The organism is Gottfriedia acidiceleris, assembly GCF_050457485.1.
Taxonomy (GTDB): Bacteria; Bacillota; Bacilli; order Bacillales; family Bacillaceae_G; genus Gottfriedia; species Gottfriedia acidiceleris_D.
The window spans coordinates 140,312-166,828 of the sequence record NZ_JBCMJM010000017.1 but is presented as its reverse complement, the minus strand read 5'-3'; the positions used below and the strand labels follow the sequence as shown (position 1 = coordinate 166,828).

Below are 26,517 nucleotides of genomic sequence, written 5' to 3'. Positions count from 1 at the left end.
AATTTAGATAGTTTTCATTTACATCAAAGGGGGAGTTTTGAATGGAAAGAAGTTTATCAATGGAGTTAGTACGTGTTACTGAGGCAGCAGCGCTAGCATCTGCAAAATGGATGGGTTTAGGTAAAAAGGATGAAGCAGATGATGCTGCTACAACAGCAATGCGTGACGTATTTGATACGATTCCTATGAAGGGAACAGTTGTAATTGGAGAAGGCGAAATGGACGAGGCTCCAATGCTTTATATCGGTGAGAAACTTGGTAATGGCTATGGTCCACGAGTGGACGTAGCAGTTGACCCACTTGAAGGAACAAATATCGTAGCATCTGGTGGATGGAATGCTTTAGCAGTTATTGCGATTGCTGACCATGGCAATTTATTGCATGCTCCTGATATGTACATGGAGAAACTTGCAGTAGGACCTGAAGCGGTTGGTAAAGTCGATATCAATGCATCTGTTCTTGAGAACTTAACAGCTGTAGCAAAAGCAAAAGGAAAAAATATTAATGAAGTCGTTGCAACAGTATTAAATAGAGAACGTCATGCGAAGTTAATTGAAGAAATTCGCTCAGCAGGTGCTCGAATTAAACTGATTAACGATGGTGATGTTGCGGGTGCAATTAACACAGCTTTTGATCACACAGGTGTTGACATTTTATTTGGAAGTGGTGGAGCGCCAGAAGGAGTTATCGCTGCAGTTGCTTTAAAATGCTTAGGTGGAGAACTTCAAGGGAAGTTATTACCTCAAAATGAAGAAGAGATCGAACGTTGCAAACGCATGGGTATAGAAGATCCAAACCGTGTATTATATATGGACGATTTAGTTAAGGGTGACGACGCAATTTTTGCCGCTACTGGTGTAACTGATGGAGAATTACTAAAAGGTGTACAATACAAAGGGAATGTAGGTTCTACGCAATCATTAGTTATGCGTGCTAAATCAGGAACTGTTCGTTTTGTAGATGGACGTCACAGTCTAAACAAAAAACCAAACCTAGTTATTAAATAATCAAACAGCTTAAAAGCTTGGTTTTGATGAGGGTTAATAATGAATCAAAATTCTTTGTTAACGAAATCGGAATCTAGATATTAATTTAGTAGAATAATGACTCTTTCCTTTATTTACCAAGGGGAAGAGTCATTAAATAGTTTAGTCGAAAAATAGTTGGCATAAAAAACTCTTTCGAATTATAATCTCAATAGATAGTAAACCTATTAATTCTAATTACTTAGAATATTTTTAGGGGAAAAGGTTACACTAAAGAGTAATACTTTATGTAAGTTTCCTTCAAAAAACCTTCTAAATAACCTTCCGAATTAAGAAAACCCTAATTTGAACGAATAAAAGTAAAGAGTGGTGTTATATGAGTTTAACAATCTCTGCATTAGAAAACATGAAATTAAAAGATTTGTATGAACACGCAAAGGTAATGAAAATTTCGTATTACAGTAAATTAACGAAAAAAGAACTTATTTTTGCAATCCTTAAAGCGCAAGCGGAAAAAGATGGATTAATGTTCATGGAAGGTGTACTAGAAATTATCCCTTCAGAAGGATATGGATTCTTACGTCCAATTAATTATTCACCTAGTTCAGAAGATATTTATATTTCTGCATCTCAAATTCGTCGTTTTGATATGCGAAATGGTGATAAGGTTTCTGGAAAAGTACGTCCACCGAAGGAAAATGAAAGATACTTTGGTCTACTTCAAGTAGAAGCAGTCAATGGAGATAATCCTGAAAATGCTAAAGAACGTGTTCACTTCCCGGGATTAACTGCATTATATCCAAATAGACAAATGAAGCTTGAAACATCTCCTGCTAAGTTTTCTACAAGAATTATTGATATGATCTCCCCAGTAGGATTTGGTCAACGTGGTTTAATTGTTGCCCCTCCAAAAGCCGGTAAGACAGAGTTATTAAAAGAAATTGCAAATAGCATCACAACAAATCACCCAGAAGCTGAACTAATTGTATTGTTAATCGATGAGCGACCAGAAGAAGTAACGGACATTGAACGTTCTGTAAAAGGAGATGTTGTAAGTTCGACTTTCGACGAAACTCCTGATAGTCATATAAAGGTTGCTGAATTAGTATTAGAGCGCGCTATGAGACTAGTAGAGCACAAGAAAGATGTAATTATTTTAATGGATAGTATTACTAGGCTTGCTCGTGCGTATAATTTAGTTATTCCACCAAGTGGTCGTACATTATCAGGTGGTATTGATCCTGCTGCATTCCATAGACCAAAACGTTTCTTCGGTGCTGCACGTAATATCGAAGAAGGTGGAAGTTTAACGATTTTAGCAACAGCTCTAATCGACACTGGCTCACGTATGGATGATGTTATTTATGAGGAATTTAAAGGTACAGGTAATATGGAGCTTCACTTAGATCGTTCATTAGCTGAACGTCGTATCTTCCCAGCAATTGACATTCGTCGTTCTGGAACACGTAAGGAAGATCTATTAATACCAAAAGATCATCTGGACAAGCTATGGTTAATGCGAAAAACAATGTCTGATATTCCAGACTTTGTTGAACGTTATTTCAGAATGCTTCGTCAAACGAAAACAAATGAAGATTTCTTCAATACGATGACTGAGGAAAGTAGAAAAACGCCAGTCTCTAATAAATAGTTGGAAGATATAAGCAATCTGATAGAGAAATAGTGGGTTGCATTCTCCCGGGTTAGTTGCTATAATTTCATTTGTATGTGAAATGTAAATTATGTGGTATACACATGGTTTCTTATAACTCTGATTTCAAGGATTTCAGGGCGGAAGGAGATGAAAAACATGAAAGCGAATATTCATCCTAATTACAAGAAAGTAGTGTTTATGGATATTAACACTGGTTTCAAATTCTTAAGCGGATCAACAAAATATTCTAACGAAACAATCGAATGGGAAGATGGCGAAACTTACCCTTTAATCAAAGTTGAGGTTTCTTCTGATTCTCACCCATTCTACACTGGACGTCAGAAATTTGCTAACGCTGCAGGACGTGTTGAACGTTTCAACAAAAAATACGGCCTTAAGTAATATTGATGAAAAGCAGGCGAGTTATTGCTACTTTGCCTGCTTTTTTTACGCATTTATAGTCAAATAACATATAACTCTAATTCAATTTAGTGAATTTTTATATAAATACTCAAGATACTTACACGAATTATAAATACTGCTGAATTAACCGGCGTTTAAAATAAATAATAAAATAGTCTTTGTACTGATATAGAAAGGTGAGACACATAATGTTCTTTATGATGAAAAAAAATGGATGGATTGAAATGATTTGCGGAAGTATGTTTTCTGGAAAATCAGAGGAATTAATTCGCCGAGTTCGTCGTACGCAGTTTGCTAAGCAAAGCTGTGTGACATTCAAGCCATCAATTGATAATCGATACAGTGAAGTAGAAGTGGTGTCTCACACAGGTATGAAAGTACCTGCTTATGCAGTAACACACTCATCACATATTCTTAAATACGTTACAGAAGAAGTTGAAGTAGTTGCAATTGACGAGATTCAATTCTTTGACGATGAAATAGTTATGGTAGTTCAACAACTTGCTAACTCTGGGAAACGTGTGATTTGTGCAGGTTTAGACCAGGATTTTAGAGGATTACCATTTGGTAAAGTACCTGAAATATTATCAATTGCAGAACATGTAACAAAACTAAATGCAGTTTGTGCTTCATGCGGATCACCTGCAAGTAGAACGCAAAGATTAATAAATGGTAAACCTGCTTTATTTGAAGACCCTATTATTTTAGTAGGTGCATCTGAATCGTACGAACCAAGATGTCGTCACTGCCATGAAGTACCAACGAAAACAATTCAACCAGCACTTCAAAGTCAGAACGATTAATTTTACAGTAGGTTGAAAATTAGCTATTAAGACCATATACTAAGAAATGTGGAGAAAGCTCGCCCAGCTCTGAATGGATTATTATCGGAGAGCTAGCTTTCGGAACTGGACAATAATAATTGTGGATAAAGTGTTATTGGCGCTTTTACCTTAGAATTTAGAATTAAAGAAGCGATTTAGAATCGCTTTTTTTCGATATATATTTAGAAACTATTTAAGACGAAAATGTCGAGGTGAAAATTATGTTTGATCGATTACAAGCTGTAGAGGATCGCTATGATAGATTAAACGATTTACTTAGTGACCCGGAAATTATAAACGATTCAAAAAAGTTACGTGAATACTCAAAAGAACAATCAGACATACAAGAAACAGTTGATGTATACCGTCAATACACATCAGTTAAAGAGCAAATTAAAGATGCAAAAGCTATGCTTGAAGAGAAACTTGATGCTGATATGCGCGAAATGGTTAAAGAAGAATTAAATGATTTGGAAAACGAGTCAAAGGATCTAGAAGAACGATTAAAAATCCTTTTAATTCCAAAAGATCCTAACGATGATAAAAACGTTATCGTTGAGATTCGTGGTGCTGCCGGCGGAGACGAAGCTGCATTATTTGCTGCTACGTTATACCGTATGTACAGCCGTTTTGCCGAGGTTAACGGATGGAAAACAGAAATCATTGAAGGTAACTATACAGAGCTAGGTGGCTTTAAAGAGGTTATCTTTATGATCAATGGTAAAGGTGCATATTCAAAACTAAAATTTGAAAATGGTGCACACCGTGTTCAACGTGTTCCTGAAACAGAATCAGGTGGACGAATTCATACTTCAACTGCAACAGTAGCAGTTTTACCAGAAGCTGAAGAAGTTGAAATTGAAATTCATGAAAAAGACATTCGTGTAGATACATTTGCTTCAAGTGGTCCTGGTGGTCAATCAGTAAATACAACGATGTCTGCAGTGCGTTTAACTCATATTCCAACAAATACTGTTGTATCATGTCAGGATGAAAAATCACAAATTAAGAATAAAGAAAAAGCGATGAAGGTTCTTCGCGCTAGGGTTTATGATAAATTCCAAAGAGAAGTACAAGCAGAATACGATCAAAATCGTAAGCAAGCTGTAGGTACAGGTGACCGTTCTGAACGTATCCGTACTTATAACTACCCACAAAACCGTGTAACTGACCACCGAATTGGATTAACAATTCAAAAGCTTGATCAAATCGTTGAAGGTAAAATCGACGAAATTATTAATGCGTTAATTATGGATGATCAAGCAAAACGCATGGAACAAAGTCAATAATGACAACAAAGATATATGAAGCCCTAAAATGGGCTTCTTCTTTTTTACAAGAACACGGTCGTGATGAAAATGTGGGTGAAATTGTATTAAAACATATATTGGATTACAATCGAACAGAATTATTGCTAAATATGAGAGAAGACTTAGAAGAGAATCATTGGATGGAGTTTAAAGAATTGGTTCATAAGCACATAGATGGCCAACCAATCCAATATTTAATAGGCTATGAATACTTTTATGGCCGAAAGTTCTTCGTTAATGAAGAAGTACTAATTCCAAGACCAGAAACAGAGGAGTTAGTGGAAGGGGTACTGCATCGTATTCAAAAGAATTGGAAAAATACAGAACAACTTGAACTAGTAGATGTTGGAACAGGCAGTGGGGCAATTGCAATCTCACTTGCGCTTGAAAATAAACAACTAATAGTTCATACAGTTGATATTGCAGAAGAATCGATCCAAGTTGCTAAACAAAATGCAAAAGAGTTACAGGCAAATGTCCACTTTATACACAATGATTTACTGAATTACTTTATTGAAGAAAACAAGAAAGTTGATATTGTTGTATCAAATCCGCCGTATATTCCACATGAGGATTGGTTGGGTTTAGATGAAGTAGTTAAGGAACATGAACCATACCGTGCTTTAGTTGGTGGCGAAGATGGTCTAGATTTTTACCGTCGTTTTGCAAATGACTTGCCTAAAGTATTAAAAGAAAAATCACTGGTTGCATTTGAAGTAGGTGTCAATCAAGGTGAACAGGTTGCAGACATTTTAAGGAAAGCTTATCCGAACTCAAATGTTGAAGTTGTTTTCGATATTAATGGTAAAGACCGTATGGTTTATATGGTAAATGGCTAATTTAAATAGTGAATCGTAATGATATTGACTAGAAAAAGTCTATGTATTACGATTCTTTTTTTTGTGTTAAAGTTGTAAAAGATGAGGAAAATTTCAATCAAGAAAAAACAAAAACATTACGAAAGAAGATAGTTAGAATGAAAAAGTTTAATGGTTGGATTGTATTTAATGGTCATATTACAGCTACAAAATTTACTGAACTTTTCGAATGGTTACAAGATACAGCAATCGCAAAAGGAATAGACGTTTCTTTAGTTAAACATTATGAACTAATCCCAGTAATCGAAAAGGGTCAAGCGATTTTAAAAGGGAAATTCGCGAATGAGAAACCTGATTTTGTAATTTTTTGGGACAAGGATGTTCATTTAGCAAGGCATTTAGAAAATATGGGGCTAAAATTATATAATTCTGCGAGAACGATAGAAGTCTGTGATGATAAGGCTTTAACTTTTCAAGCGTTATCTAACTTTAATATACCTATGCCAAAAACAATTACGGCTCCGCTATTATTCCCTAATTGTGATTTAACAAACTATGATTTTTACGATGAAGTTATACAGGAATTAGGTTTTCCTTTAATAATAAAAGAGTCATTTGGTTCATTCGGTAGACAAGTTTATTTAGTTGAGAATAGCGAAGATTTTTTTAAGAAGGTAGATGAACTAAAGCACAAACCGCATATTTATCAAGAGTTTATAGAATCAAGTAGAGGGACTGATATTCGTATCCAAGTAGTAGGTAAACAAGTAGTAACAGCAGTATTAAGAAAATCAGAATCAGATTTTCGTGCAAATGTTACAAACGGTGGAAAAATGTATAAGTATGAGCCGACAGAAGACCAAATCAATTTAGCACTAAAATGCTCTGAAATAGTAGGAGCAGATTTTGCAGGGATTGACTTATTGTTTGGAGAAGATGGAAAAACATATATATGTGAGGTTAACTCTAACGCACATTTCAAAAATATTTATCTATGTACAGACGTGGATACAACGAAATATATTATTGATTATATTACCTGGGACTTGGAGAAAAACGTATGATTGGTTGGCTAATCTATTCCGAAGCAGATGCAGAAAGAAACAGAAAGTATATCGACTGGCTAGTAAGCGGAGCATTGGAAAATGGATTTGAGTTAAAATTACTATATACAGAAGATATTGTAATAGGTATTCGAAATGGTGTTAATATACTTTACTATCAAGGTAAAGAATTAAGCAAACCGGCCTTTGTAATCATGAGGAGCATATCACAAATATTATCTTCCCACTTTGAAGAAATGGGAATCAGAACATTTAATAACCAGGCGATTTCAACGATGGCCAATCACAAGTTTTTAACACACCAAAAGCTTTCTAGTCTAGGTATTCCAATGCTAGGCACATTTTATTATAAAAAAAGTACGATTACAAAATCCTTAGATACAGTCCAATTCCCTTGTGTGCTTAAGAATTGCACAGGAAGAGGGGGAAGCGAAGTATATTTTATAAATAATCAAGAAGAGTTACTGGATATTGTACAGAGCTCAAATTTTGATGAACTATTAATTCAAAACGTTGCAGAACAATTAGGTAAGGACTTAAGAGTTTTCATTATCGGTAAAGAAATTATTGCAGCTGTTTTAAGATATTCAGAAAAAGACTTTCGAGCGAATTTTTCTCTTGGTGGAGGCGCAATGCTTTATGAACTTTCCCAAAATGAAAAAGAACTTATTCAGAAAATAGTAGATCGCTTTGATTTCGACTTCGTGGGAATTGACTTCATGTTTGATGCAAACAACCAATTGATCCTAAATGAAATTGAGGACGTAGTAGGAAGTAGAACACTATATACAGTATCAGATATAGATATTGTTTCGTTGTTTATGGATTATATTAAAAAGCAGATAAACTGCTAGAGAAAAAAGATTTGAAAGATATCTAGGAAATAAAGAAAGCTTTTTAAGGTTTTTCCTGATTTTAATTCACACTTTCCTTTTCAATTGATAGTTAATAGAACAGTTAGGGTAACCTTTTTATCTATGAGGAGCCCAACATCTGCACAACGGAAAACGGGTAGCCTGAACTGGAAATCATCGTTTACTATCTAATTTAATAAAGAATCTATTAAAAAAAATAGAATACTAGTGTTTAAGAAAAAATGAAATTGTCTACACTGTTCCTAGAGGGATGGTGGAGAGAATGAAAACTAAAAATAAAACAAAAATAACATATAAAATTATTTCTTTATTTATCATATTATTGATTAGTTCATCAGTGTTAATGCCACTTCGAGATACAAATGCAAAAGGTAATGAAATGGTCGTAATTCCTAAGAAAGCTGTAAGACTACGAATTCTAGCAAATAGCGATTCTAGTGAAGATCAAGCTCTTAAACGTAAAGTTCGAGATGAAGTTAATGCTCAAATTAATACTTGGGTAAAAGATTTAACAACTTTTGAAGAGGGACAAAAGGTTATTAAAAGTCATATTCCAGACTTACAAAAAACAGTTGCACGTGTTATTAAAGAAGAAGGCTCAAATCAATCATTTACAATTACTTACTCTAAAAAAGTTAAATTCCCTACAAAATTATATGGTAGTTTCTTATATCCTGCTGGTGATTACGAAGCGGTTTTAATTAAACTTGGTGCAGGTCAAGGGGCAAACTGGTGGTGCGTATTGTTCCCACCATTATGTTTCCTAGATTTTTCAAACGGTGATGCAACTTTAAGTAAAGAGTCACTAAAATCGCAACAAAAGGTAGATCATGAAACAAAAATCGATAATGAAACAAAAATCGATAATGAACCAAAAAGAGAGTTTAAAGAACAAGAAGCATTACGTTTAAGCAATGATGATTCTAATATTGCAACAAAACAAAACGATGAATCATCTTTACAGGATGATACTGAGGACAAGAGCAGTGAAGATGCGGTTGTGGCTTCCACTCTACCTGGTGATGAACGCAAAGATGATATTAAGGTAGAGAGTTTCTTTGTACAAATGTTAAAGCAATTATTTTAGTTCTAGCAGTCTCCCTATGTGCATAAAGTATTACAAGCATACTAGGGAGGTTTTTTTTATGAAAATACGTTCAGCGATTCAGGAAGATTTTGATACAATTTTTTCATTCTTGGGACAAGCAGGATTATCTACAAACGGACTTGAGGAGCAACAAGAATCTTTTTTCATAATGGAAGATGAGTTTGGGAAAGCACAAGCTGTTATAGGATATGAACAAGATGGAGAAGAAGCGTTATTAAGATCACTAGTAGTTGCACCTACCATTTACTCACAGCATATGGTACTCTTTTTACAAAGTGTTCTTGAAAAACTAAAAGATGAAATGATTAGTAAAGTATATTTATTAACAAGACAGCATGTAGTTCAAGACCTATTCCTTTTACTAGGTTTTGGGCAAGTCGAACAGGAAAATGTTTCGAACAGTATTAAAGAAATGAAGCATTACCAAACTACTATTACGAATGAAGAAGTATTAGTTTATCAAAAAGAACTATACACAAAGTTATCCACAAATTAGCAAGTTTTGTCCACAATTTGTGGATAAAACTTGCTTTTCATTCTTTGGATAATGTCTAAAATTGTAAAATATACACTATTATTCACTCTAGAGAGAGGTGCTACGTATGGAAACGAAAATATGGTATGTGGATAATCCTGTGAATAAAGAAGAAGTTTACCCACAGATTGTGGATGCAGCAAAAAATTTACAGTTAGGACAAGTTGTCGCTTTTCCAACAGAAACAGTTTATGGGTTAGGAGCAAATGCTCTTTCAGATGAAGCGGTACAACGAATCTTCCAAGCAAAAGGTAGACCAAGTGATAATCCCCTTATTGTACATATTGCCAACAAAGAACAGTTAAATAATCTAGTTGAAGAAATTCCTTTAGATGCCAAAAAACTAATGGATGCTTTTTGGCCAGGTCCATTAACGTTAATTTTAAAAAGTAAAAAACATGTTTCAAAATATGTAACGGCAGGGTTATCCACTGTTGGAATAAGAATGCCTGATCATCCAGTTGCTCTAGCGTTAATTGAGGCTTGTAATTTGCCAATAGCAGCGCCAAGTGCAAATACTTCAGGCAAGCCTAGTCCAACTTCTGCTAAGCATGTATTTGAAGATTTAAATGGACGAATTGTAGGAATTGTAGATGGTGGTAGTACAGGAGTCGGAGTGGAATCGACGGTTATTGACTGTTCCCAAGATACTTTTACAATATTAAGACCAGGTAGTATTACCCCAGAAATGATAAAAGAAATAATTCCTACGGTGGAAGTAGATCCAGCAACAATGAGGGAAAATGAAGCACCAAAATCACCCGGGATGAAATATAAACATTATGCACCAGATGCTCAAATGCATCTTGTAAATGGAAGTATTGAATTTATACACAAACTTATACACAATTCCAAATCAGAAGGTAAAAGAGTAGGGATATTAACGACGGAAGAAAATGCAACGAAATATGATGCAGCAGATGTTGTTCTTACATGTGGAAAACGTAGTGACTTATCAACTGTTGCTGCAGCATTATATGATTGCATTCGTCAGTTTAATGAAGAACATGTTTGTATCATTTATTGCGAAACTTTCCCTTATGAAGGTATTGGAATTGCCATTATGAATCGTCTGTGGAAAGCTTGTGGACATTCGGTGATACAGGAAAAATAATCGTACGGGCGTCTATATATAGACAAATATCCTAAGAATTGATTTTCAGACTGATTGCAAACACTTGTCTTTCGAGGCGCGAAGCAACGAAGAAAGCGAGTGTTTGTCAACAGTCCGAAAAATTTTATTAATTTCCCTCATATGATTTGTAGGACGTGCATATCTTTTAATAGCAAGTCCTAGGGGGGAAAGCATGAGTAGCTCTTTAATCAATGAACTAGTTACATTAACTATTATGGGATCTGCGCTAGGTTTAGATGCATTCTCAGTTGGTTTAGGAATGGGAGTTATACAACTAAAATTTAAACAGATCATTAATATAGGAATTGTAATCGGTCTCTTTCATGTAATAATGCCCTTAATAGGAATGATCATTGGATATGAGTTATCCGAGAATCTGGGACGATTTGCTGCATTACTCGGCGGATTTTTATTAATGGGAATAGGCTTTCACATGATTTATTCAACTTTATTTGGTAAAGAAGAAAATAAATATTCACCGACAGGAGTAGGTTTACTTCTTTTTGCATTTAGTGTAAGCGTGGACAGTTTTTCGGTTGGAATTAGCTTAGGAACATTCGGTGCTAAAACCTGGCTAACCATTTTACTATTTGGTATTATTAGTACAATTTTAACTTGGGCTGGATTACTTTTAGGAAGAAGAGTAGAACAGGAACTCGGTAAATTTGGAGAACTATTAGGTGGTTCATTCTTATTGATTTTCGGAATAAAACTATTATTTTTTTCTTAAAAGATACATATGGCGAATATGAGCTAAGGATGGAGAAAATTGGAGACAATTGCCCCATCCTTTTACTTTTTAGTAAAATAGATTAAATAAAACGTTCAGATAAATGAGGGTGAGGTATTAAGATGGAAAATATATTATTTGTTTGTACCGGAAATACATGTAGAAGCCCAATGGCAGAAGCACTATTAAGACATCATGGGAATGAGCTCTATCAGGTCAAGTCTGCTGGAGTATTTGCTATGTCAGGCGACCCTGCCTCTCAAAATGCAATATTGGCACTAAAATATAAAGGGATTGAAATAAATCATTCCTCGCAGCAAGTAAATGAAGACCTTTTGGAATGGTCTTCGAAAGTCTTATCAATGACATTGAGCCATAAACAAATGTTAGTTTCTAGGTTTCCTCAATATAAGGATAGAATCTTTACATTTTATGAATATATAAACGGTCAGGCTAAAGATATTTCTGACCCTTATGGAGGGTCATTAACAATTTATGAAAATACTTTGACGGAATTAGAAGAGTTGATAAAACAGATTGTACAGAAACAAAACGATTATTAATTTAAACAGTGATTGGGTGTTAATTAGATGCCCTAAATCTGAACATAATAGTGTAAGATAGAAATTGAAGTTAATTCAATACAAAAGAAAATTGAATCAAAGAGATCAATACGGGGGTTATCTAATGAAAGTAGCAATAGCATCTGATCATGGTGGATTAAATATTCGTCAAGAAATCATGAATTTAATGGATGAAATGGGTATTGAATACGAAGATTATGGTTGTGAGTGTGGTACATCTGTAGACTACCCAGATTATGCATTCCCAGTTGCACAAAAAGTTGCAAATGGAGAAGTAGACCGTGGAATATTAATTTGTGGGACAGGAATTGGTATGTCAATTGCCGCAAATAAAGTTGAAGGAATTCGATGTGCATTAGTACATGATACTTTCAGTGCAAAAGCAACTCGTGAACATAATGATACGAATATTCTAGCTATGGGGGAACGAGTAATCGGACCTGGTTTGGCGAGAGACATTGCAAAAATATGGTTAACGACTGAATTTGAAGGCGGTCGACATGAAAATCGAGTAAATAAAATTAAAGACTACGAAAAAAATCATCAATTATAAAACTTAAACGAGAAGCCGTTAATCCAAAACATCATGTGAAGATTATCGGCTTTTTTAATAATGAGTCGAAAGGAGTAAAACAAATGAATGAAGAGTTAAGGTTAGTTGGCGAGCAAATAAAATCATTATTAAACGAGCTAAATGATCATGTGAATTTTACAAGTGACCATGTTTTAGTCATTGGATGTAGCACTAGTGAGGTTAGCGGACAAAGAATTGGAACTTCAGGAACAATAGGAGTAGCAGAAGCTTTATTTAATGAGATTAAGGACTTTCAAGATGAAACAGGAGTACAGTTAGCGTTTCAATGCTGTGAACATTTGAACAGAGCATTAGTTGTTCAAAGAAAGACGGCAAAAAATTTACAACTCGACGAGGTTACTGTGATACCAGTTCGTACTGCAGGAGGAGCTCTTGCTTCATTCGCATTTAGACATTTAGATAATGCTGTAATTGTTGAACACATTAAAGCGGATGCAGGAATTGATATTGGCGATACTTTAATCGGCATGCATTTAAAGCACGTAGCAGTTCCTTTAAGAACAAGTATTAAACAAGTTGGACAAGCTCATATAACGGCGGCAAAGACTCGTCCAAAGTTGATTGGTGGAGCACGTGCAGTTTACTCAATAGATGAAGATTTGAAATAAAGCGTTTTTTATTATAATAGAATAGTTAAATGTTAGTTATTTGAAAGATATATCTTTCATTTTCAATGCAAAACATGGTAAAATAGAAAGGAATTCGGTCGTTTTATCGAATAATATAGCAAATTTATACTAGTAATGTTCGTGTTTTATAAAAAGGGGGATATAACTGTGGAAAATTTAAAAAAGCAAGATCCATCATTGTATGAGGCAATACAGTTAGAGTTAGGTAGACAACGTACTAAAATCGAGTTAATTGCTTCTGAAAACTTTGTAAGCGAAGCAGTAATGGAAGCCCAAGGTTCAGTATTAACTAATAAATATGCTGAAGGATATCCAAGCAAACGATACTATGGCGGTTGTGAATATGTTGATATCACAGAAAACATTGCAAGAGACCGTGCAAAAGAAATTTTCGGAGCAGAACACGTAAATGTTCAACCTCATTCAGGTGCTCAAGCGAATATGGCAGTTTATTTCACTATTTTAAAACATGGTGATACAGTATTAGGTATGAATTTATCACATGGTGGTCATTTAACTCACGGAAGTCCAGTAAACTTCAGTGGAGTTCAGTATAACTTCGTTGAGTATGGAGTAGATCCAGAAACTCAAGTAATTAACTATGAAGATGTATTAGAAAAAGCTAAAGCACACAAACCTAAATTAATTGTAGCTGGTGCAAGTGCTTATCCAAGAGCAATTGACTTTAAAAAATTCAGAGAAATTGCAGATGAAGTTGGAGCTTACTTAATGGTTGATATGGCACATATCGCTGGTTTAGTAGCAACTGGTCTCCATCAAAATCCAGTTCCATTTGCTGATTTTGTTACAACAACTACTCATAAAACATTACGTGGACCACGTGGTGGTATGATTTTATGTAAAGAAGAATTCGCAAAAGCAATTGATAAATCAATCTTCCCTGGAATTCAAGGTGGACCATTAATGCACGTAATTGCAGCGAAAGCTGTAGCATTTGGTGAAGCATTACAAGAAGATTTTAAAAAGTATGCACAAGCGGTCATCGATAACGCTGCTCGTTTAGCAGAAGGCTTAAAATCTCACGGCTTAAATTTAGTATCTGGTGGCACAGATAATCACTTAATTTTAATTGACGTTCGTTCATTAGAGTTAACTGGTAAAGTTGCTGAGCACGTATTAGATGAGGTTGGTATTACATGTAACAAAAATACAATCCCATTTGATCCAGCAAGTCCGTTTGTAACAAGTGGTATCCGTATCGGTACAGCTGCTGTAACTTCAAGAGGATTTACTTTAGAAGATATGGATGAAATTGCATCAATCATTGCTGAAACATTAAAAAATCACGAAAACCAAGAAGTACTAGAAGCATCTCGTAATCGAGTTAATGCTTTATCAAGCAAATACGAATTATATCCTACATTTTAATAAATAAAGTATAAGCTATCTTTAGCACTGCATTTTCAACATTGAAGGTGCAGTAATACTAAAGATAGCTTTATTTTTTTAAAAAATTTGTGATGAAGTTCACAAAACGTTCATTTAAACTTGTGAAAAACTTCACATTAGTCATCGGAAATAGAGTACAATAACTCATGTAAACAGTAATTAAAAAATATCCAAACGGAGGCAAAAAATTATGTTTATTAATTTTTTAAGAACTAATAAAATTGCATCTGGTTTCTTAACTATTATTCGTCTTTATTTAGGTTATGAGTGGATTCATGCAGGATGGGGTAAGTTATCAGCTGGTGGTTTCGATGCTTCAGGATTTTTAGGATTTGCAGTTAAAAGTGCCTCAGGGGAACATCCAGCTGTTCAAGGCTGGTGGGCAGACTTCCTTACAAACTTTGCAATACCAAACATCGATTTATTTAACTTTTTAGTACCTATTGGAGAATTCGCAATCGGACTTGGACTTATTCTTGGATGTTTTACAAAAACAGCAATGTTCTTTGGTTTAATGATGAACTTTGCATTTATGTTTAGTGGTACAACTAGCACAAATCCACAAATGGTATTATTAGGAATCTTTATTATAATTGCTGGTACAAATGCAGGACGTATCGGATTAGATCATTATATTCGCAAGTTTTTTAATAGAAAAAATTCTTTCACTCCAAAAGTATCAGATCATAATTTAAGTAAAGCATCTTAACTATACACACTTAAGAGGGAACCAATTGGTTCTCTCTTTGCGTATTAAATAAAAACTTCTCTGACTTTTAATAATGAGGAAGAGGAGTTTTTTATTCAAAATGGGTCAAAATAGCAATTAGATTAGTAAAAAAAGGAAATATTGAAGTTTGACTGTAAAAAAGATCTAAATTAATTCTAAGTGATTGTATAATGTGGCTTGAATTATTTAACCGCTTTCGGTATTCTTTTTAAGAATAATAAATTAATAAGTATTTGCAAGGAGCGATAAAAGTGAGTAAAGTATACGTTTTTGATCATCCGTTAATTCAGCATAAAGTTTCTTTAATTCGTAAAAAAGACACTGGAACAAAAGAATTTCGTGCACTAGTTGATGAGGTTGCAGGTTTAATGGCATTCGAAATCACACGCGATCTACCACTACAAGAAGTGGAAATCGAAACACCAGTAGCAATTGCAAAGTCAAAAGTTATTGCTGGTAAAAAATTAGGAATTGTACCAATTTTACGTGCAGGTTTAGGGATGGTTGATGGATTCCTTCAATTAGTTCCTGCAGCTAAAGTTGGACATGTTGGATTATACCGCGATCCTGAGACATTAAAACCGGTTGAATATTACGTTAAACTTCCTACAGATGTAGAAGAGCGTGATTTCATTGTGATTGATCCAATGCTTGCGACAGGTGGATCAGCAGTTGAAGCGATCAACTCTTTAAAAACACGAGGTGCTAAAAATATTAAGTTTATGTGCTTAATTGCAGCTCCAGAAGGTGTTGAAGTTTTACAAAAAGCACACCCAGATGTGGATATTTACATAGCTGCCCTTGATGAAAAATTAAACGATCATGGTTATATTGTTCCTGGTCTTGGCGACGCTGGAGATCGTTTATTCGGTACAAAGTAATTACATTTTTAAAGCTTTCCTAGCATAGGAGAGCTTTTTTTCACATTAAGAAAGTATAAATTTGCAGAGATGAAGAGGACTCGACGTAGTTGCAAATTATAGGAATTTAAGTATAAGTGCAACTACGCCTCTGTCTTCGCTTAAAGGCTCGCCAATCGGCGAGTTTTCTTTAAATTAAAAGGGGTATAATAATTAAAAATTTGAACGTGAAATAAAGATAGGTAAGTTAAAGGGGATTAGGGAATGTCACTCGAAAAACAAAGATTAATAATAGATGCAGCAAGACTATACTATGATTCTGACTTTAGTCAACAAGAGATCGCGACACAATTAGGAATCTCTCGTCCAACTGTATCTAGATTACTTCAACAAGCAAAGGAATTGGGATATGTACGCATTGAAATTATTGACCCCCTAGAAGGAAATCAAGATTTAGCCCGAGAGTTAAAGAAGAAATATAATTTACAATCTGTAGAGGTTTGCTATTCACCAATTGATGACTACAATGAAGTTTTGCAAACAATCACTAAAAAAGCTGCGGATGTGTTAGTAGATTTAGTCCATGATGGTGACGTTGTAGGGGTAACTTGGGGAACAACGATGTATCATATTGCAACGAAGTTAAGTAATAAACAAGTAAAGGGTGTAGAAGTAATTCAGCTAAACGGTGGAGTAAGTTACTCTAAAACGAATACTTATGCATCTGAAACGGTTAATTTGTTTGCTGAAGCATTTAACACCGTTCCAAGATATTTACCACTACCAGTAATATTTGATAATCCACAAGTAAAACAAATGGTTGAGGAAGATCGCCATATTGGTCGATTAATCGATTTGGGAAAACAATCAAATGTCGCAATTTTTACTGTAGGAACCGTAAAAAAAGATGCCTTGTTATTTAGAGTTGGCTACTTAAACGAGAAGGAAGAGGCGGATTTACAAACATTTGCTGTAGGAGACATTTGCTCACGCTTTTTTGATAAAGAAGGAAATATTTATTCTGAACTGCTTGATCGTAGAACGATTGGAATTGAGTTAGATGAGCTAAGAAGTAAAGAAAAGTCTATTTTAGTTGCAGGCGGAGAAAGAAAAATAAACGCTATTCACGGTGCATTAATGGGTAAATATGCAAACGTTTTAATAACCGATCAATTTACTGCAAAAAGATTGCTAGAGCAGGAATAAGCAAGGGAAAATCAGATATTTTTACAATTAAAAAGGAGGCGTCTTTAGTGTCAGTTAATCTGGCTTAGGTGACAGCCTTTTTTTTTATTTAATAGGAAAAATTATCCATGAACATAAGTTCAATTTGTATTTTACAAAATTTCATAGCGGTGATATAGTATAGACATATTCAAAGTAACTTAGTAAATAAACATTTTTTTATAATAAAACCATTAAGGGAGCGACTATATATGAATTACGCAAAATTAGTAGATCACACATTATTACGAGCTGACGCAAAAAGAGAAGAAATTGCAAAACTAGCTGAAGAAGCAAAAGAGTTTAGCTTTGCATCAGTTTGTATCAATCCAACTTGGGTTTCTTATGCAAGTGAATTATTAAAAGATACTTCTGTAAAGGTTTGTACGGTTATTGGTTTCCCTCTAGGAGCAAACACTCCAGAAGTAAAAGCATTCGAAACTACAAACGCAATTGAAAATGGTGCGGAGGAAGTTGATATGGTTATCAATATTTCTGCATTGAAAGAAAAAAATGACGAATTAGTCGAAAGAGATGTACGTGCAGTTGTTGAAGCTGCTAAAGGTAAAGCTTTAGTTAAAGTAATTATTGAGACTTGTCTTTTAACTGACGAAGAAAAAGTTAGAGCGTGTGAATTATCAGTTAAAGCTGGCGTTGACTTTGTAAAAACATCAACAGGATTTTCAACTGGTGGAGCAACAGCAGAAGACGTTGCATTAATGCGTAAAACTGTTGGAGAAAACGTAGGCGTTAAAGCTTCTGGCGGTGTTCGTAACTTAAAAGACGTAGAAAATGTAGTAGCTGCTGGTGCAAACCGTATCGGAACAAGTTCAGGTGTTAAACTCGTTCAAGGCGAAGAAGCAAACACAGCTTATTAATTTCAAAATAATTTTAAAATAAAAAAAAGTGAGTGAGTTATTGCTCTTTAGCTCTTACGTTGGTAATATGGTAAAGCGAAGACAAAACTCACACACTTTAATCAAGAATTACCTAACAATTCGTTAAAGGGTGATAAATATGAATACACAATCATTAATCAAAGAAGCTTTAAAAGCTCGTGAAAACGCATACGCTCCATACTCGAAATTTAAAGTAGGTGCAGCAATTTTATTGAATAACCAAACGGTCTACACAGGTTGTAACGTAGAAAATGCTTCTTATGGACTAACAAATTGTGCAGAAAGAACTGCTATATTTAGTGCTGTCGCTGCGGGTAACGGTTCAGCAAAGATCGAATCAATCGCAATAGTAGGGGACACTGAAGGGCCAATTTCACCATGTGGTGCATGTAGACAAGTTATCGCAGAATTTAGTGATGAAAATACAAAAGTATACTTAACTAACTTAAAAGGTGACATCGCTGAAACAACTGTTAAGGAATTACTTCCTGGATCATTTAGTTCAAAAGATTTACAAGGTTAATCCTTGTCTGACATCTAACTTCTATATGATGTCTGACATCCAACAAATAAAAAAGTTGTGTTCGTTTTGAAAGCGCTTATATTAATAAAAAATAAATTTATTGGATTTTCGGGGGAGAAACATGAAATATATTATAGCTCTTGTTGGATTACTAGTTGTTTTCGGTCTAGCATTCATCGCTAGTAGTGATCGTAAAAACATTAAATATCGCCCAGTTGTCATCATGGTCGTTGTTCAAATCATTTTAGCGTTCTTATTATTAAATACAGAAGTAGGTTTAATTTTAATTAAAGGGATTTCTAACGGATTTGGAAAGTTATTAGAATACGCTGGTGAAGGTGTTAATTTCGTATTTGGTGGTATGGCAAATGAAGGTGCTTTCCCATTCTTCACAGGAGTATTATTACCAATCGTATTTATTTCTGCATTAATCGGTATTTTACAATTCACAAAGATTTTACCATTTTTTATTAAATACATTGGTTTAATCTTAAGTAAAATCAATGGTATGGGTAAATTAGAGTCTTACAATGCAGTAGCATCTGCAATTTTAGGACAATCTGAAGTATTTATTTCAGTAAAAAAACAATTAGGTCATTTACCAAAAAATCGTTTATATACTCTTTGTGCATCAGCAATGTCAACAGTATCTATGTCAATCGTAGGTGCATATATGACGATGGTTGAACCAAAATATGTAGTAACGGCAATTGTCTTAAACTTATTTGGTGGATTTATTATTTCTTCAATTATTAATCCTTACACTGTTACACCTGAAGAAGATATCTTAACGGTACAAGAAGAAGAAAAACAAACATTCTTCGAGATGCTTGGTGAGTATATTTTAGATGGTTTCAAAGTAGCAATCATCGTTGCAGCAATGTTAATTGGTTTTGTTGCATTAATTGGTGCAATTAATAATATTTTTGATATGATTTTTGGAATCTCATTCCAAGGGATTTTAGGTTATGTTTTTGCACCATTCGCATTCATTATGGGTGTACCATTTAAAGAAGCTGTTGATGCAGGTAGTATTATGGCAACAAAACTTGTTTCAAATGAGTTCGTTGCAATGATGGATTTAGCAAAACATGGTAAAGAGTTCTCAACTCGTACATTAGGAATTGTGTCAGTTTTCCTTGTATCATTTGCTAACTTCTCATCAATTGGTATTATTGCAGGTGCAGTTAAAGGTTTACATGAAAAACAAGGTAATGTTGTAGCCCGCTTCGGTTTAAAATTATTATTTGGTGCAACATTAGTAAGTGTTTTAACGGCAATTATCGTAGGGATCGTTTTAAAATAATTTAATCCAAGCGTTTGACTTAGATCAGGCGCTTGTATTTTTTTTCTAATCTTAAAGTAGGAGGGTTGAGTTAAAAAGTGAATTACTAACAATTTACTTTTTAACAAGTCACTATGGGATCTGTAGGTTTACTTTTATCTGGTGCAACTCTGTTTTTAAATAGTCTTGTTTTATTAAATAAAGCGAATGCTAAAAGTGCAGCTTTATTAAACTTATTTGTTGGTACATTACAAATCGTTTTTCCTTTCTATTTATTAATGCATTTAGGTGCTGGTAAGTGGGAATTATTTAATACGGCAAGTATTTTCTTTTTTGGTATTACTTATTTATATAATGGATTTACAAATCTTAAAGGTTTTAATGGAACTGGCTTAGGTTGGTTCTCACTTTGGGTATCAATCATGTCTGTACTTTGGGCTTTCGTAAACTTCGCTATTATTCATGATGTTGTGAACGGACTATTATGGGTTATGTGGGCATATTTATGGTATCTATTCTTTGCTGGCCTTGTATTAGGTAAGAAAATAGAGCGATACACAGGAATTGTTGCAATGATACAATCTTGGACTACAATTACTCTTCCTGCATTTTTTATGCTTTTAGGGATTTGGCAGGAGACAGTCATTTCAAATGCATGGATCGTCGTTTTAGGAGCATCAATATTGTATTTTGTCATCCATGAAGTTAAAGCGTATGTTACAAATAAAAAATTCCAGTTGTTTAATCAACCTGAATTAAAAAATTAATGATAATAAAAAAGACTAACTTTTTAGGTAAGCTTTATGCTTTACCTAGAGTTAGTCTTTTTTTATTTTGAAAACTTTGTAGGTTCTAGAGAAAATTACCTTTTTATACATGAATGAACGATTAGTGAGAAAGCTAAAAAGAAAATATCTTATATAAAGGAGAACCTGCATTGAATGAAAAATTACTTTCTTAAAATAATTATTTGTTTAGTTTTTTTACTAGTTCCATTTAAAGATGTTTATGTAAATGCACATGAACAACAAAAACAAGTAGCTTTAATTTCAGTTAAAGACGGAATGATTACACAGGCGATAAAATATATTGCTGAACGTTTCCCTAATGTAACCGTAAGACAACAATACACTGAGACGTACTATGGTTTTTCTGTATCGGGTTCTCTTGAAGAGTTATCACAGTTAGCTAAAATGCCGTTAGTAAAGGATATGCACTTTGTTACAACTTATAGAGCTCATTTAGAAGATAGCATCCCTTTTATTGGAGCGGACGAAGCTCAATTATATAAGGATCAAAGGGGAAGAAAGATTACTGGTGAAGGTGTAAAGGTAGGAGTAATCGATACTGGTGTAGATTACAGGCATCCTGATTTGAAATCAAATTATGGTGGCGGTTATGATACGATTGATTTAGATAAAGATCCAATGGAGACTAAGCTTGAAGAAAAAAGTACATTTCATGGTACCCATGTAGCTGGTGTAATAGCGGCAAATGGAAAAAGAAAAGGTGTAGCCCCTAAAGCTACAATCTATGCATACCGTGCTCTTGGTCCTGGTGGCGTTGGTACATCTGAAACTGTTATGGCTGCAATTGAGCGAGCAGTGAAGGATAAAGTAGATATTATTAATTTATCGCTAGGTAATGATGTAAACGGACCAGACTGGCCGACAAGTATCGCGTTAGATAAGGCAGTAGAGAAGGGTGTACTTGCAATTACGGCTGCAGGAAACTCTGGACCAGGACTATGGACTGTTGGTTCTCCTGCAACTGCATCAAAGGCTTTAACCGTTGGTGCGAGCTATCCACCTGTACTTTTTCCATCTATACATGTGAAAAATAAAGAGACAATTATTAGTCCTATGATCGGATCTGCTAAATGGAGTAAAGGTTTAAATGGGAGATTTGTATTTAAGAAATATGGGGAAAAGCGTGATTTAAAAAGAGTAAAAAACAAAATTGTCTTGCTTGAAAGGGGAAAAATCACATTCACTGATAAAGTAAAAAATGCTCAAGATGCTGGTGCTAAAGCTGTTATTGTCTTTAATAATATTGATGGAAATTTCATCGGACAAATTAAAGGGAAATTTACTGTTCCGGCTGCGACTATTTCAAGAAAAGAAGGCTTAATGATTAAGAAAATCATTGAAAAAAATAAAGTGGAAGCTAAAACTGGACATGAAAAGAAGGTTGATATTCTAGCGGATTTCAGCTCTAGAGGGCCGGTAACAGGTACTTGGCAAATGAAGCCGGATTTATTAGCTCCAGGTGTACAAATAAAAAGTACAATTCCGGGTGGGTATCTAGCACTTCAAGGAACGAGTATGGCAAGTCCACACGTTGCTGGAGCAGCAGCTCTAATAAAACAATTACACCCAGATTGGAGTATGGAGGATTTAAAGAGTGTGCTCGTCAATACAGCAACACCATTATATAAGAATAATAAAAAGATGTATCATGCGTACGAACAAGGGGCTGGAAGATTAGATATTGAAAAAGCACTTGAGACTGAGACAACATTATTCCCGACATCTTTATCTTTAGGAGTAACGAGGAAAACAGATTTACAAGTAAAGAAAGATTTTGTCGTAAGAATATCTAATAAATCAAATATGCCAAAACAAGTTACAGCTATAAATAATCAGCCAGCGACTGGAATACAATGGGTATTACCTAAGCCTTTTACAATTCCAGCGCGCACTAGCAAAAAGATTAATCTAACTGCAACAGTTGATACGAAAGTATTAAGAGATGGATTTTATGATGGGGCAATAACGTTCAGTACAAATGATGATGAAAATCTAAGAATGCCGTTTTTATTACTACAAGGAGAACCGAACTTTCCGTCAGTAATGGGATTTCACTTTGGAAGAGTAAAAGGGAAAAACCGCTATAAATATGAACTCTATTTACCAAGTAAGGTTGAGGAATATAAAATTGCTGTTTTTGAATCAGAAACGTTCCGTTTGTTAGGAATAATTGATGAACAGGAAAATAGTAAAAGGGGAATTATCAAAAAGGAATTAGTTTTAAAAGACTTTCCTAAAAGTGGAATTTATAAGTTTGTGATCTTTTATAAACGTAAACAATATGAAAGTGCAACGGAATCTTATGTCAATGTCGCTAAAATTTATGTAGAAGACTAAAAATTGGTAAGTAATTTTTAATAGTTTTTTAATTTAGGTAATTGACACATTTTTGTAACATATTGTATGCTTAACATGAATGTTTAAAAGGGTTTTCAATGTATGTAAATACTATGTTATTAAAATTTTTTGAACGTTTTGTGAACAATTTGTGAACGTTTTCAATGTTTAGAGATTTTAGCAAATATTTGTTGTAGAATTAACCATGATAAGACTTTTGGCAATTTTTTGAGAATGAAAATTGACATGGAGGGATTTTGTATGAAAAACAACAATCAACATCCTCTTAAAGCAATGGCACTCATGTCTTCCATTCTAGCTCAGCTTGTCGGTTCTATTCTCATAGGCATCTTTTTAGGAAGATGGATTGATTCATTTTTTAATTGGCCAGTACCAGTATTTATGATCATCTTTTTACTGTTAGGATTATTTACTGGAATCTACGGCACGCTTAAATTAGTTAAGCAATTCACACCAGGGGACTAGTTACATGCAAAAAGATAATTTTAGACGATTCACACGAGATATGTTGTATATCATTGCTTTAGCTGTTTTGGGTTGGGCATTTACCGACTACAAAACAATATTCACAGGCTATATTCTCGGAACAGTAACTAGCTTTTATTGTATATGGATTCTACACAGAAAGATAAATACCTTTTTTGACCGAGTTTTAAAGCAACAAAAAGTTCGATCTTTAGGTACTGTAATTTGTCTTTCAGCGGTGGCTCTAGCTATGGTCATCGCGCTTCGGTATGAAAATTTTGTGAGCATACCGGCACTAACTGCGGGACTAATGACAGGACATCTTGTCATTATGATACATTTTGCATTACAACAAACGTCTTTTGCAAGGAAGAGAGGTGAATAAATTGGAACACGGCACTTATGGTTTTAAATTTATTGGTTTAGATTTTACGTTAACAAATGTTCTAATGACAACCATTGCTGCAGTAATCGTTTTTATCATCGCAGTTACATGCGCAAGAAGTCTACAAATACGCCCAACAGGAAAGCAAAACTTTTTAGAGTGGGTTATAGATTTCGTTAAAGGCATTATCAACAGTACAATGGATTGGGAAACTGGTGGTCGCTTCCTTACACTAGGTGTGACATTACTTATGTACATATTTGTTTCAAATATGTTAGGTCTACCATTCGATATCTCATTCGATGGAAACTCAGTTTGGAAATCACCTACATCAGACCCAGTCATTACTTTATCATTAGCAATCTTTATAGTTGGTTTATCACATTATTATGGTATTAAGATGCGAGGTTTTGGAGCGTATGGCAAAACATTCTTCCAACCAATGCCATTCTTATTCCCATTAAAAATTATTGAAGAATTAGCAAACACATTAACACTAGGTCTTCGACTTTACGGTAACATTTACGCGGGGGAAATCTTACTAGGTTTACTTGCAACAATGGGTACACATGCTTATGCAGCAAGCGCAGGAGAAGGCGTTCTTTGGACAATTGCAGCGGCAATACCAATGATCATATGGCAGGGATTCTCTGTATTCGTAGGTTCAATCCAAGCGTTTATCTTCGTTATGTTAACAATGGTTTACTTGTCACATAAAGTGGCGGACGAGCATTAATCTGCTCATCTTAAATTTGGTAGTTTGATAAAAATTATAAAAAAAAATATATTTCTTATGATTAAGAAGGAGGAAATTTAAAATGGCTTTAATCGCAGCGGCAATTGCAATAGGTTTAGGTGCACTAGGTGCAGGTATTGGTAACGGTTTAATTGTATCACGTACAGTAGAAGGTGTTGCTCGTCAACCAGAATTACGTTCAACTCTTCAAACTTTAATGTTCATCGGGGTTGCATTAGTTGAGGCACTTCCAATCATCGCGGTAGTTATCGCATTCATGGCATTTGGTAAAGCTTAAGATTTATACAAGCAGTTAAAAAATGGCGAAGTTTGTGTTCACATTTACTTCGCCATTCCTTTATGACACTTTTGTTGTAAAGATTTAATTATGAAAGTTAAGCTAAGGTCGGTAATAGTCCTGGGCTATGTTATAAAAAAGAAAAATTATTAAATGATACCCTCGAAGGGAGTGAAGGCTTGTGTTAAACGGATCATTATTCGTAATAGGTGAAGCACACGGACATGGTATACCTTGGGGCGATGTAGCGTTTCAATTAGTAATCTTCTTAATACTACTTGCTTTATTACGTAAGTATGCATTAGGACCTGTAATGGGAATTATGAAACAACGTGAAGATCACATCGCTAATCAATTAGATTCAGCTGAGAAAAACAACGCTGATGCAATGAAACTAGTTGAAGAGCAAAAGCAAGAGTTAGTTGCTGCTCGAACTGAAGCTCGTGAGCTTCTTGAGAAAGCTAGAAAGCAAGCTGATGTACAACGTGAAGAAATCGTTGCAGCAGCAAAAGCAGAAGCTGAAAACTTGAAAGAAAGCGCTAAACGTGAAATTACTCGTGAAAAAGAGCTTGCAGTACAATCAGTTCAACAACAAGTTGCTTCATTATCTGTATTAATTGCTTCTAAAGTACTTGAAAAAGAAGTGAAGTCTGAAGACCAATCTGCTATTTTTGATCAATATCTTAAAGAAGTAGGCGAAGCTAAATGAGTAACGAATTAGTTGCAAAACGCTACGCAAACGCTCTTTTTGAATTAGCAACTGAACAAAATTTAGTAGAAACTGTTGAACATGACTTACAAGTAGTGAAAAAGGAGTATGTAGGAAACTTAGAATTAAATAAGTTCTTACAACACCCTGGAATCACAAAAGAAAGCAAAAAGTCTGTCTTAAATGACACGTTTGCTTCAATCTCTGAAACGGTATTAAATCTAGTATGTTTATTAGTCGATCGTGGGCGAATGAGCACTATTTCTAACTTAGTAACTGAATATGTAAAAATTGCGAATGAAACTCGTAATATTGCAGATGCAACAGTTTACTCTGTAACGGCAATGTCTTCTGAAGAACTAGATAAAATTGGAGCGTTATTCGCTTCTAAATTAGGTAAAAACTCAATACGTTTGAAAAACGAAATTGATCCATCTTTAATCGGTGGTTATAAAGTTCGTGTTGGAAACCGTATTTTTGACGGCAGTTTAAAAAATAAACTTGTTCGAATTGAACGTGAATTAATCGCAAAATAGTTTGTAGATAGGGGTGAAAT

At 34.5% G+C, this 26,517-nt stretch carries 30 protein-coding genes; all 30 read left to right on the top strand.

The window, feature by feature from the left end; all coding sequences use genetic code 11:
• The first annotated feature begins 41 nt into the window (after positions 1-41).
• The 30 genes from glpX to ABEY15_RS18360 all read left to right on the top strand — a co-directional run bounded on the left by glpX (position 42) and on the right by ABEY15_RS18360 (position 26,497).
• Positions 42-1,007: a class II fructose-bisphosphatase gene (gene glpX, locus ABEY15_RS18505; protein ID WP_331222970.1), complete on the top strand. Its 966-nt coding sequence runs from the start codon at positions 42-44 to the stop codon at positions 1,005-1,007.
• A gap of 355 nt (positions 1,008-1,362) precedes the next feature.
• A complete protein-coding gene (gene rho / locus ABEY15_RS18500) occupies positions 1,363-2,637 on the top strand; it encodes a transcription termination factor Rho (RefSeq protein WP_098859827.1) in 1,275 nt (424 codons plus the stop codon).
• A 159-nt stretch (positions 2,638-2,796) separates the two neighbouring features.
• Positions 2,797-3,042, top strand: coding sequence for a type B 50S ribosomal protein L31 (locus tag ABEY15_RS18495; protein WP_025671035.1), 246 nt, complete (start codon positions 2,797-2,799; stop codon positions 3,040-3,042).
• Positions 3,043-3,251: 209 nt separating this feature from the next.
• Positions 3,252-3,866, top strand: coding sequence for a thymidine kinase (locus tag ABEY15_RS18490; RefSeq protein ID WP_429891587.1), 615 nt, complete (start codon positions 3,252-3,254; stop codon positions 3,864-3,866).
• A 242-nt stretch (positions 3,867-4,108) separates the two neighbouring features.
• On the top strand, positions 4,109-5,176 hold the full coding sequence (gene prfA, locus ABEY15_RS18485; RefSeq protein WP_429891586.1) for a peptide chain release factor 1: 1,068 nt from the start codon (positions 4,109-4,111) through the stop codon (positions 5,174-5,176).
• Positions 5,176-6,036 carry a peptide chain release factor N(5)-glutamine methyltransferase gene (gene prmC, locus ABEY15_RS18480; protein WP_429891585.1) on the top strand — a complete coding sequence of 287 codons (861 nt, stop codon included), beginning with the start codon at positions 5,176-5,178 and terminating at the stop codon, positions 6,034-6,036. The genes prfA and prmC overlap by 1 nt, the downstream gene beginning before the upstream one ends.
• Positions 6,037-6,173: 137 nt before the next feature.
• Positions 6,174-7,079: an ATP-grasp domain-containing protein gene (locus tag ABEY15_RS18475; RefSeq protein WP_429891584.1), complete on the top strand. Its 906-nt coding sequence runs from the start codon at positions 6,174-6,176 to the stop codon at positions 7,077-7,079.
• The gene (locus ABEY15_RS18470; protein ID WP_429891583.1) at positions 7,076-7,933 is read left to right on the top strand and encodes an ATP-grasp domain-containing protein; all 858 of its coding nucleotides are present in this window, start codon (positions 7,076-7,078) and stop codon (positions 7,931-7,933) included. The genes ABEY15_RS18475 and ABEY15_RS18470 overlap by 4 nt, the downstream gene beginning before the upstream one ends.
• A gap of 364 nt (positions 7,934-8,297) precedes the next feature.
• Positions 8,298-9,041, top strand: a complete 744-nt coding sequence (gene spoIIR / locus ABEY15_RS18465; RefSeq protein ID WP_429891721.1) for a stage II sporulation protein R — start codon at positions 8,298-8,300, stop codon at positions 9,039-9,041.
• A 58-nt stretch (positions 9,042-9,099) separates the two neighbouring features.
• Positions 9,100-9,558 (top strand): hypothetical protein, encoded by a 459-nt coding sequence (locus tag ABEY15_RS18460; protein ID WP_429891582.1) that lies wholly within the window; start codon positions 9,100-9,102, stop codon positions 9,556-9,558.
• Between the two features lie 106 nt (positions 9,559-9,664).
• Entirely contained in the window at positions 9,665-10,711 is a 1,047-nt protein-coding gene (locus tag ABEY15_RS18455) for an L-threonylcarbamoyladenylate synthase (protein WP_429891581.1), read from the top strand.
• A 193-nt stretch (positions 10,712-10,904) separates the two neighbouring features.
• A complete protein-coding gene (locus ABEY15_RS18450; RefSeq protein ID WP_429891580.1) occupies positions 10,905-11,462 on the top strand; it encodes a manganese efflux pump MntP family protein in 558 nt (185 codons plus the stop codon).
• Positions 11,463-11,584: 122 nt separating this feature from the next.
• Positions 11,585-12,025, top strand: coding sequence for a low molecular weight protein arginine phosphatase (locus tag ABEY15_RS18445; protein ID WP_429891579.1), 441 nt, complete (start codon positions 11,585-11,587; stop codon positions 12,023-12,025).
• A gap of 124 nt (positions 12,026-12,149) precedes the next feature.
• The gene (rpiB, locus tag ABEY15_RS18440; RefSeq protein ID WP_025568584.1) at positions 12,150-12,599 is read left to right on the top strand and encodes a ribose 5-phosphate isomerase B; all 450 of its coding nucleotides are present in this window, start codon (positions 12,150-12,152) and stop codon (positions 12,597-12,599) included.
• Positions 12,600-12,682: 83 nt separating this feature from the next.
• Complete coding sequence (locus ABEY15_RS18435) at positions 12,683-13,249, top strand: TIGR01440 family protein (protein WP_429891578.1); 567 nt, start codon at positions 12,683-12,685, stop codon at positions 13,247-13,249.
• 168 nt (positions 13,250-13,417) lie between these two features.
• Positions 13,418-14,659 carry a serine hydroxymethyltransferase gene (gene glyA, locus ABEY15_RS18430; protein WP_025672256.1) on the top strand — a complete coding sequence of 414 codons (1,242 nt, stop codon included), beginning with the start codon at positions 13,418-13,420 and terminating at the stop codon, positions 14,657-14,659.
• Between the two features lie 211 nt (positions 14,660-14,870).
• Positions 14,871-15,389 (top strand): DoxX family protein, encoded by a 519-nt coding sequence (locus ABEY15_RS18425; RefSeq protein WP_429891577.1) that lies wholly within the window; start codon positions 14,871-14,873, stop codon positions 15,387-15,389.
• Positions 15,390-15,661: 272 nt separating this feature from the next.
• Complete coding sequence (upp, locus tag ABEY15_RS18420; RefSeq protein ID WP_025568588.1) at positions 15,662-16,291, top strand: uracil phosphoribosyltransferase; 630 nt, start codon at positions 15,662-15,664, stop codon at positions 16,289-16,291.
• 243 nt (positions 16,292-16,534) lie between these two features.
• The gene (locus ABEY15_RS18415; protein ID WP_429891576.1) at positions 16,535-17,476 is read left to right on the top strand and encodes a sugar-binding transcriptional regulator; all 942 of its coding nucleotides are present in this window, start codon (positions 16,535-16,537) and stop codon (positions 17,474-17,476) included.
• Positions 17,477-17,706: 230 nt separating this feature from the next.
• Entirely contained in the window at positions 17,707-18,372 is a 666-nt protein-coding gene (deoC, locus tag ABEY15_RS18410) for a deoxyribose-phosphate aldolase (RefSeq protein ID WP_429891575.1), read from the top strand.
• Between the two features lie 139 nt (positions 18,373-18,511).
• Positions 18,512-18,916, top strand: coding sequence for a cytidine deaminase (locus tag ABEY15_RS18405; protein WP_429891574.1), 405 nt, complete (start codon positions 18,512-18,514; stop codon positions 18,914-18,916).
• 121 nt (positions 18,917-19,037) lie between these two features.
• Entirely contained in the window at positions 19,038-20,222 is a 1,185-nt protein-coding gene (locus ABEY15_RS18400; RefSeq protein WP_025568592.1) for a NupC/NupG family nucleoside CNT transporter, read from the top strand.
• A 113-nt stretch (positions 20,223-20,335) separates the two neighbouring features.
• Positions 20,336-20,968, top strand: coding sequence for an AmiS/UreI family transporter (locus ABEY15_RS18395; protein WP_429891573.1), 633 nt, complete (start codon positions 20,336-20,338; stop codon positions 20,966-20,968).
• A 174-nt stretch (positions 20,969-21,142) separates the two neighbouring features.
• A complete protein-coding gene (locus ABEY15_RS18390) occupies positions 21,143-23,347 on the top strand; it encodes a S8 family serine peptidase (RefSeq protein WP_429891572.1) in 2,205 nt (734 codons plus the stop codon).
• A gap of 261 nt (positions 23,348-23,608) precedes the next feature.
• Entirely contained in the window at positions 23,609-23,833 is a 225-nt protein-coding gene (locus ABEY15_RS18385; protein WP_025568596.1) for an AtpZ/AtpI family protein, read from the top strand.
• 4 nt (positions 23,834-23,837) lie between these two features.
• On the top strand, positions 23,838-24,218 hold the full coding sequence (locus ABEY15_RS18380; protein ID WP_025568597.1) for an ATP synthase subunit I: 381 nt from the start codon (positions 23,838-23,840) through the stop codon (positions 24,216-24,218).
• A 64-nt stretch (positions 24,219-24,282) separates the two neighbouring features.
• Positions 24,283-24,954 carry a F0F1 ATP synthase subunit A gene (gene atpB, locus ABEY15_RS18375; RefSeq protein ID WP_429891719.1) on the top strand — a complete coding sequence of 224 codons (672 nt, stop codon included), beginning with the start codon at positions 24,283-24,285 and terminating at the stop codon, positions 24,952-24,954.
• A gap of 82 nt (positions 24,955-25,036) precedes the next feature.
• The gene (atpE, locus tag ABEY15_RS18370; RefSeq protein ID WP_025568599.1) at positions 25,037-25,252 is read left to right on the top strand and encodes a F0F1 ATP synthase subunit C; all 216 of its coding nucleotides are present in this window, start codon (positions 25,037-25,039) and stop codon (positions 25,250-25,252) included.
• Between the two features lie 205 nt (positions 25,253-25,457).
• A complete protein-coding gene (gene atpF / locus ABEY15_RS18365) occupies positions 25,458-25,961 on the top strand; it encodes a F0F1 ATP synthase subunit B (RefSeq protein ID WP_088012699.1) in 504 nt (167 codons plus the stop codon).
• Positions 25,958-26,497 (top strand): F0F1 ATP synthase subunit delta, encoded by a 540-nt coding sequence (locus tag ABEY15_RS18360; RefSeq protein WP_248267416.1) that lies wholly within the window; start codon positions 25,958-25,960, stop codon positions 26,495-26,497. Before atpF ends, ABEY15_RS18360 begins: the two co-directional genes overlap by 4 nt.
• The last annotated feature ends 20 nt before the right edge of the window (positions 26,498-26,517 follow it).

Bases quoted from the DNA above. Each gene is read 5' to 3' on its own strand.
- ABEY15_RS18495 (WP_025671035.1), top strand. From the start codon at position 2,797: ATGAAAGCGAATATTCATCCTAATTACAAGAAAGTAGTGTTTATGGAT.
- ABEY15_RS18435 (WP_429891578.1), top strand. From the start codon at position 12,683: ATGAATGAAGAGTTAAGGTTAGTTGGCGAGCAAATAAAATCATTATTA.
- ABEY15_RS18405 (WP_429891574.1), top strand. From the start codon at position 18,512: ATGAATACACAATCATTAATCAAAGAAGCTTTAAAAGCTCGTGAAAAC.
- ABEY15_RS18425 (WP_429891577.1), top strand. From the start codon at position 14,871: ATGTTTATTAATTTTTTAAGAACTAATAAAATTGCATCTGGTTTCTTA.
- deoC (WP_429891575.1), top strand. From the start codon at position 17,707: ATGAATTACGCAAAATTAGTAGATCACACATTATTACGAGCTGACGCA.
- atpE (WP_025568599.1), top strand. From the start codon at position 25,037: ATGGCTTTAATCGCAGCGGCAATTGCAATAGGTTTAGGTGCACTAGGT.
- ABEY15_RS18385 (WP_025568596.1), top strand. From the start codon at position 23,609: ATGAAAAACAACAATCAACATCCTCTTAAAGCAATGGCACTCATGTCT.
- ABEY15_RS18380 (WP_025568597.1), top strand. From the start codon at position 23,838: ATGCAAAAAGATAATTTTAGACGATTCACACGAGATATGTTGTATATC.
- ABEY15_RS18360 (WP_248267416.1), top strand. From the start codon at position 25,958: ATGAGTAACGAATTAGTTGCAAAACGCTACGCAAACGCTCTTTTTGAA.
- ABEY15_RS18490 (WP_429891587.1), top strand. From the start codon at position 3,252: ATGTTCTTTATGATGAAAAAAAATGGATGGATTGAAATGATTTGCGGA.
- atpB (WP_429891719.1), top strand. From the start codon at position 24,283: ATGACAACCATTGCTGCAGTAATCGTTTTTATCATCGCAGTTACATGC.
- ABEY15_RS18415 (WP_429891576.1), top strand. From the start codon at position 16,535: ATGTCACTCGAAAAACAAAGATTAATAATAGATGCAGCAAGACTATAC.
- ABEY15_RS18450 (WP_429891580.1), top strand. From the start codon at position 10,905: ATGAGTAGCTCTTTAATCAATGAACTAGTTACATTAACTATTATGGGA.
- rpiB (WP_025568584.1), top strand. From the start codon at position 12,150: ATGAAAGTAGCAATAGCATCTGATCATGGTGGATTAAATATTCGTCAA.
- rho (WP_098859827.1), top strand. From the start codon at position 1,363: ATGAGTTTAACAATCTCTGCATTAGAAAACATGAAATTAAAAGATTTG.
- ABEY15_RS18475 (WP_429891584.1), top strand. From the start codon at position 6,174: ATGAAAAAGTTTAATGGTTGGATTGTATTTAATGGTCATATTACAGCT.
- ABEY15_RS18460 (WP_429891582.1), top strand. From the start codon at position 9,100: ATGAAAATACGTTCAGCGATTCAGGAAGATTTTGATACAATTTTTTCA.
- ABEY15_RS18390 (WP_429891572.1), top strand. From the start codon at position 21,143: ATGAAAAATTACTTTCTTAAAATAATTATTTGTTTAGTTTTTTTACTA.
- ABEY15_RS18470 (WP_429891583.1), top strand. From the start codon at position 7,076: ATGATTGGTTGGCTAATCTATTCCGAAGCAGATGCAGAAAGAAACAGA.
- prfA (WP_429891586.1), top strand. From the start codon at position 4,109: ATGTTTGATCGATTACAAGCTGTAGAGGATCGCTATGATAGATTAAAC.
- spoIIR (WP_429891721.1), top strand. From the start codon at position 8,298: ATGCCACTTCGAGATACAAATGCAAAAGGTAATGAAATGGTCGTAATT.
- ABEY15_RS18445 (WP_429891579.1), top strand. From the start codon at position 11,585: ATGGAAAATATATTATTTGTTTGTACCGGAAATACATGTAGAAGCCCA.
- prmC (WP_429891585.1), top strand. From the start codon at position 5,176: ATGACAACAAAGATATATGAAGCCCTAAAATGGGCTTCTTCTTTTTTA.
- ABEY15_RS18455 (WP_429891581.1), top strand. From the start codon at position 9,665: ATGGAAACGAAAATATGGTATGTGGATAATCCTGTGAATAAAGAAGAA.
- ABEY15_RS18395 (WP_429891573.1), top strand. From the start codon at position 20,336: ATGGGATCTGTAGGTTTACTTTTATCTGGTGCAACTCTGTTTTTAAAT.
- ABEY15_RS18400 (WP_025568592.1), top strand. From the start codon at position 19,038: ATGAAATATATTATAGCTCTTGTTGGATTACTAGTTGTTTTCGGTCTA.
- glpX (WP_331222970.1), top strand. From the start codon at position 42: ATGGAAAGAAGTTTATCAATGGAGTTAGTACGTGTTACTGAGGCAGCA.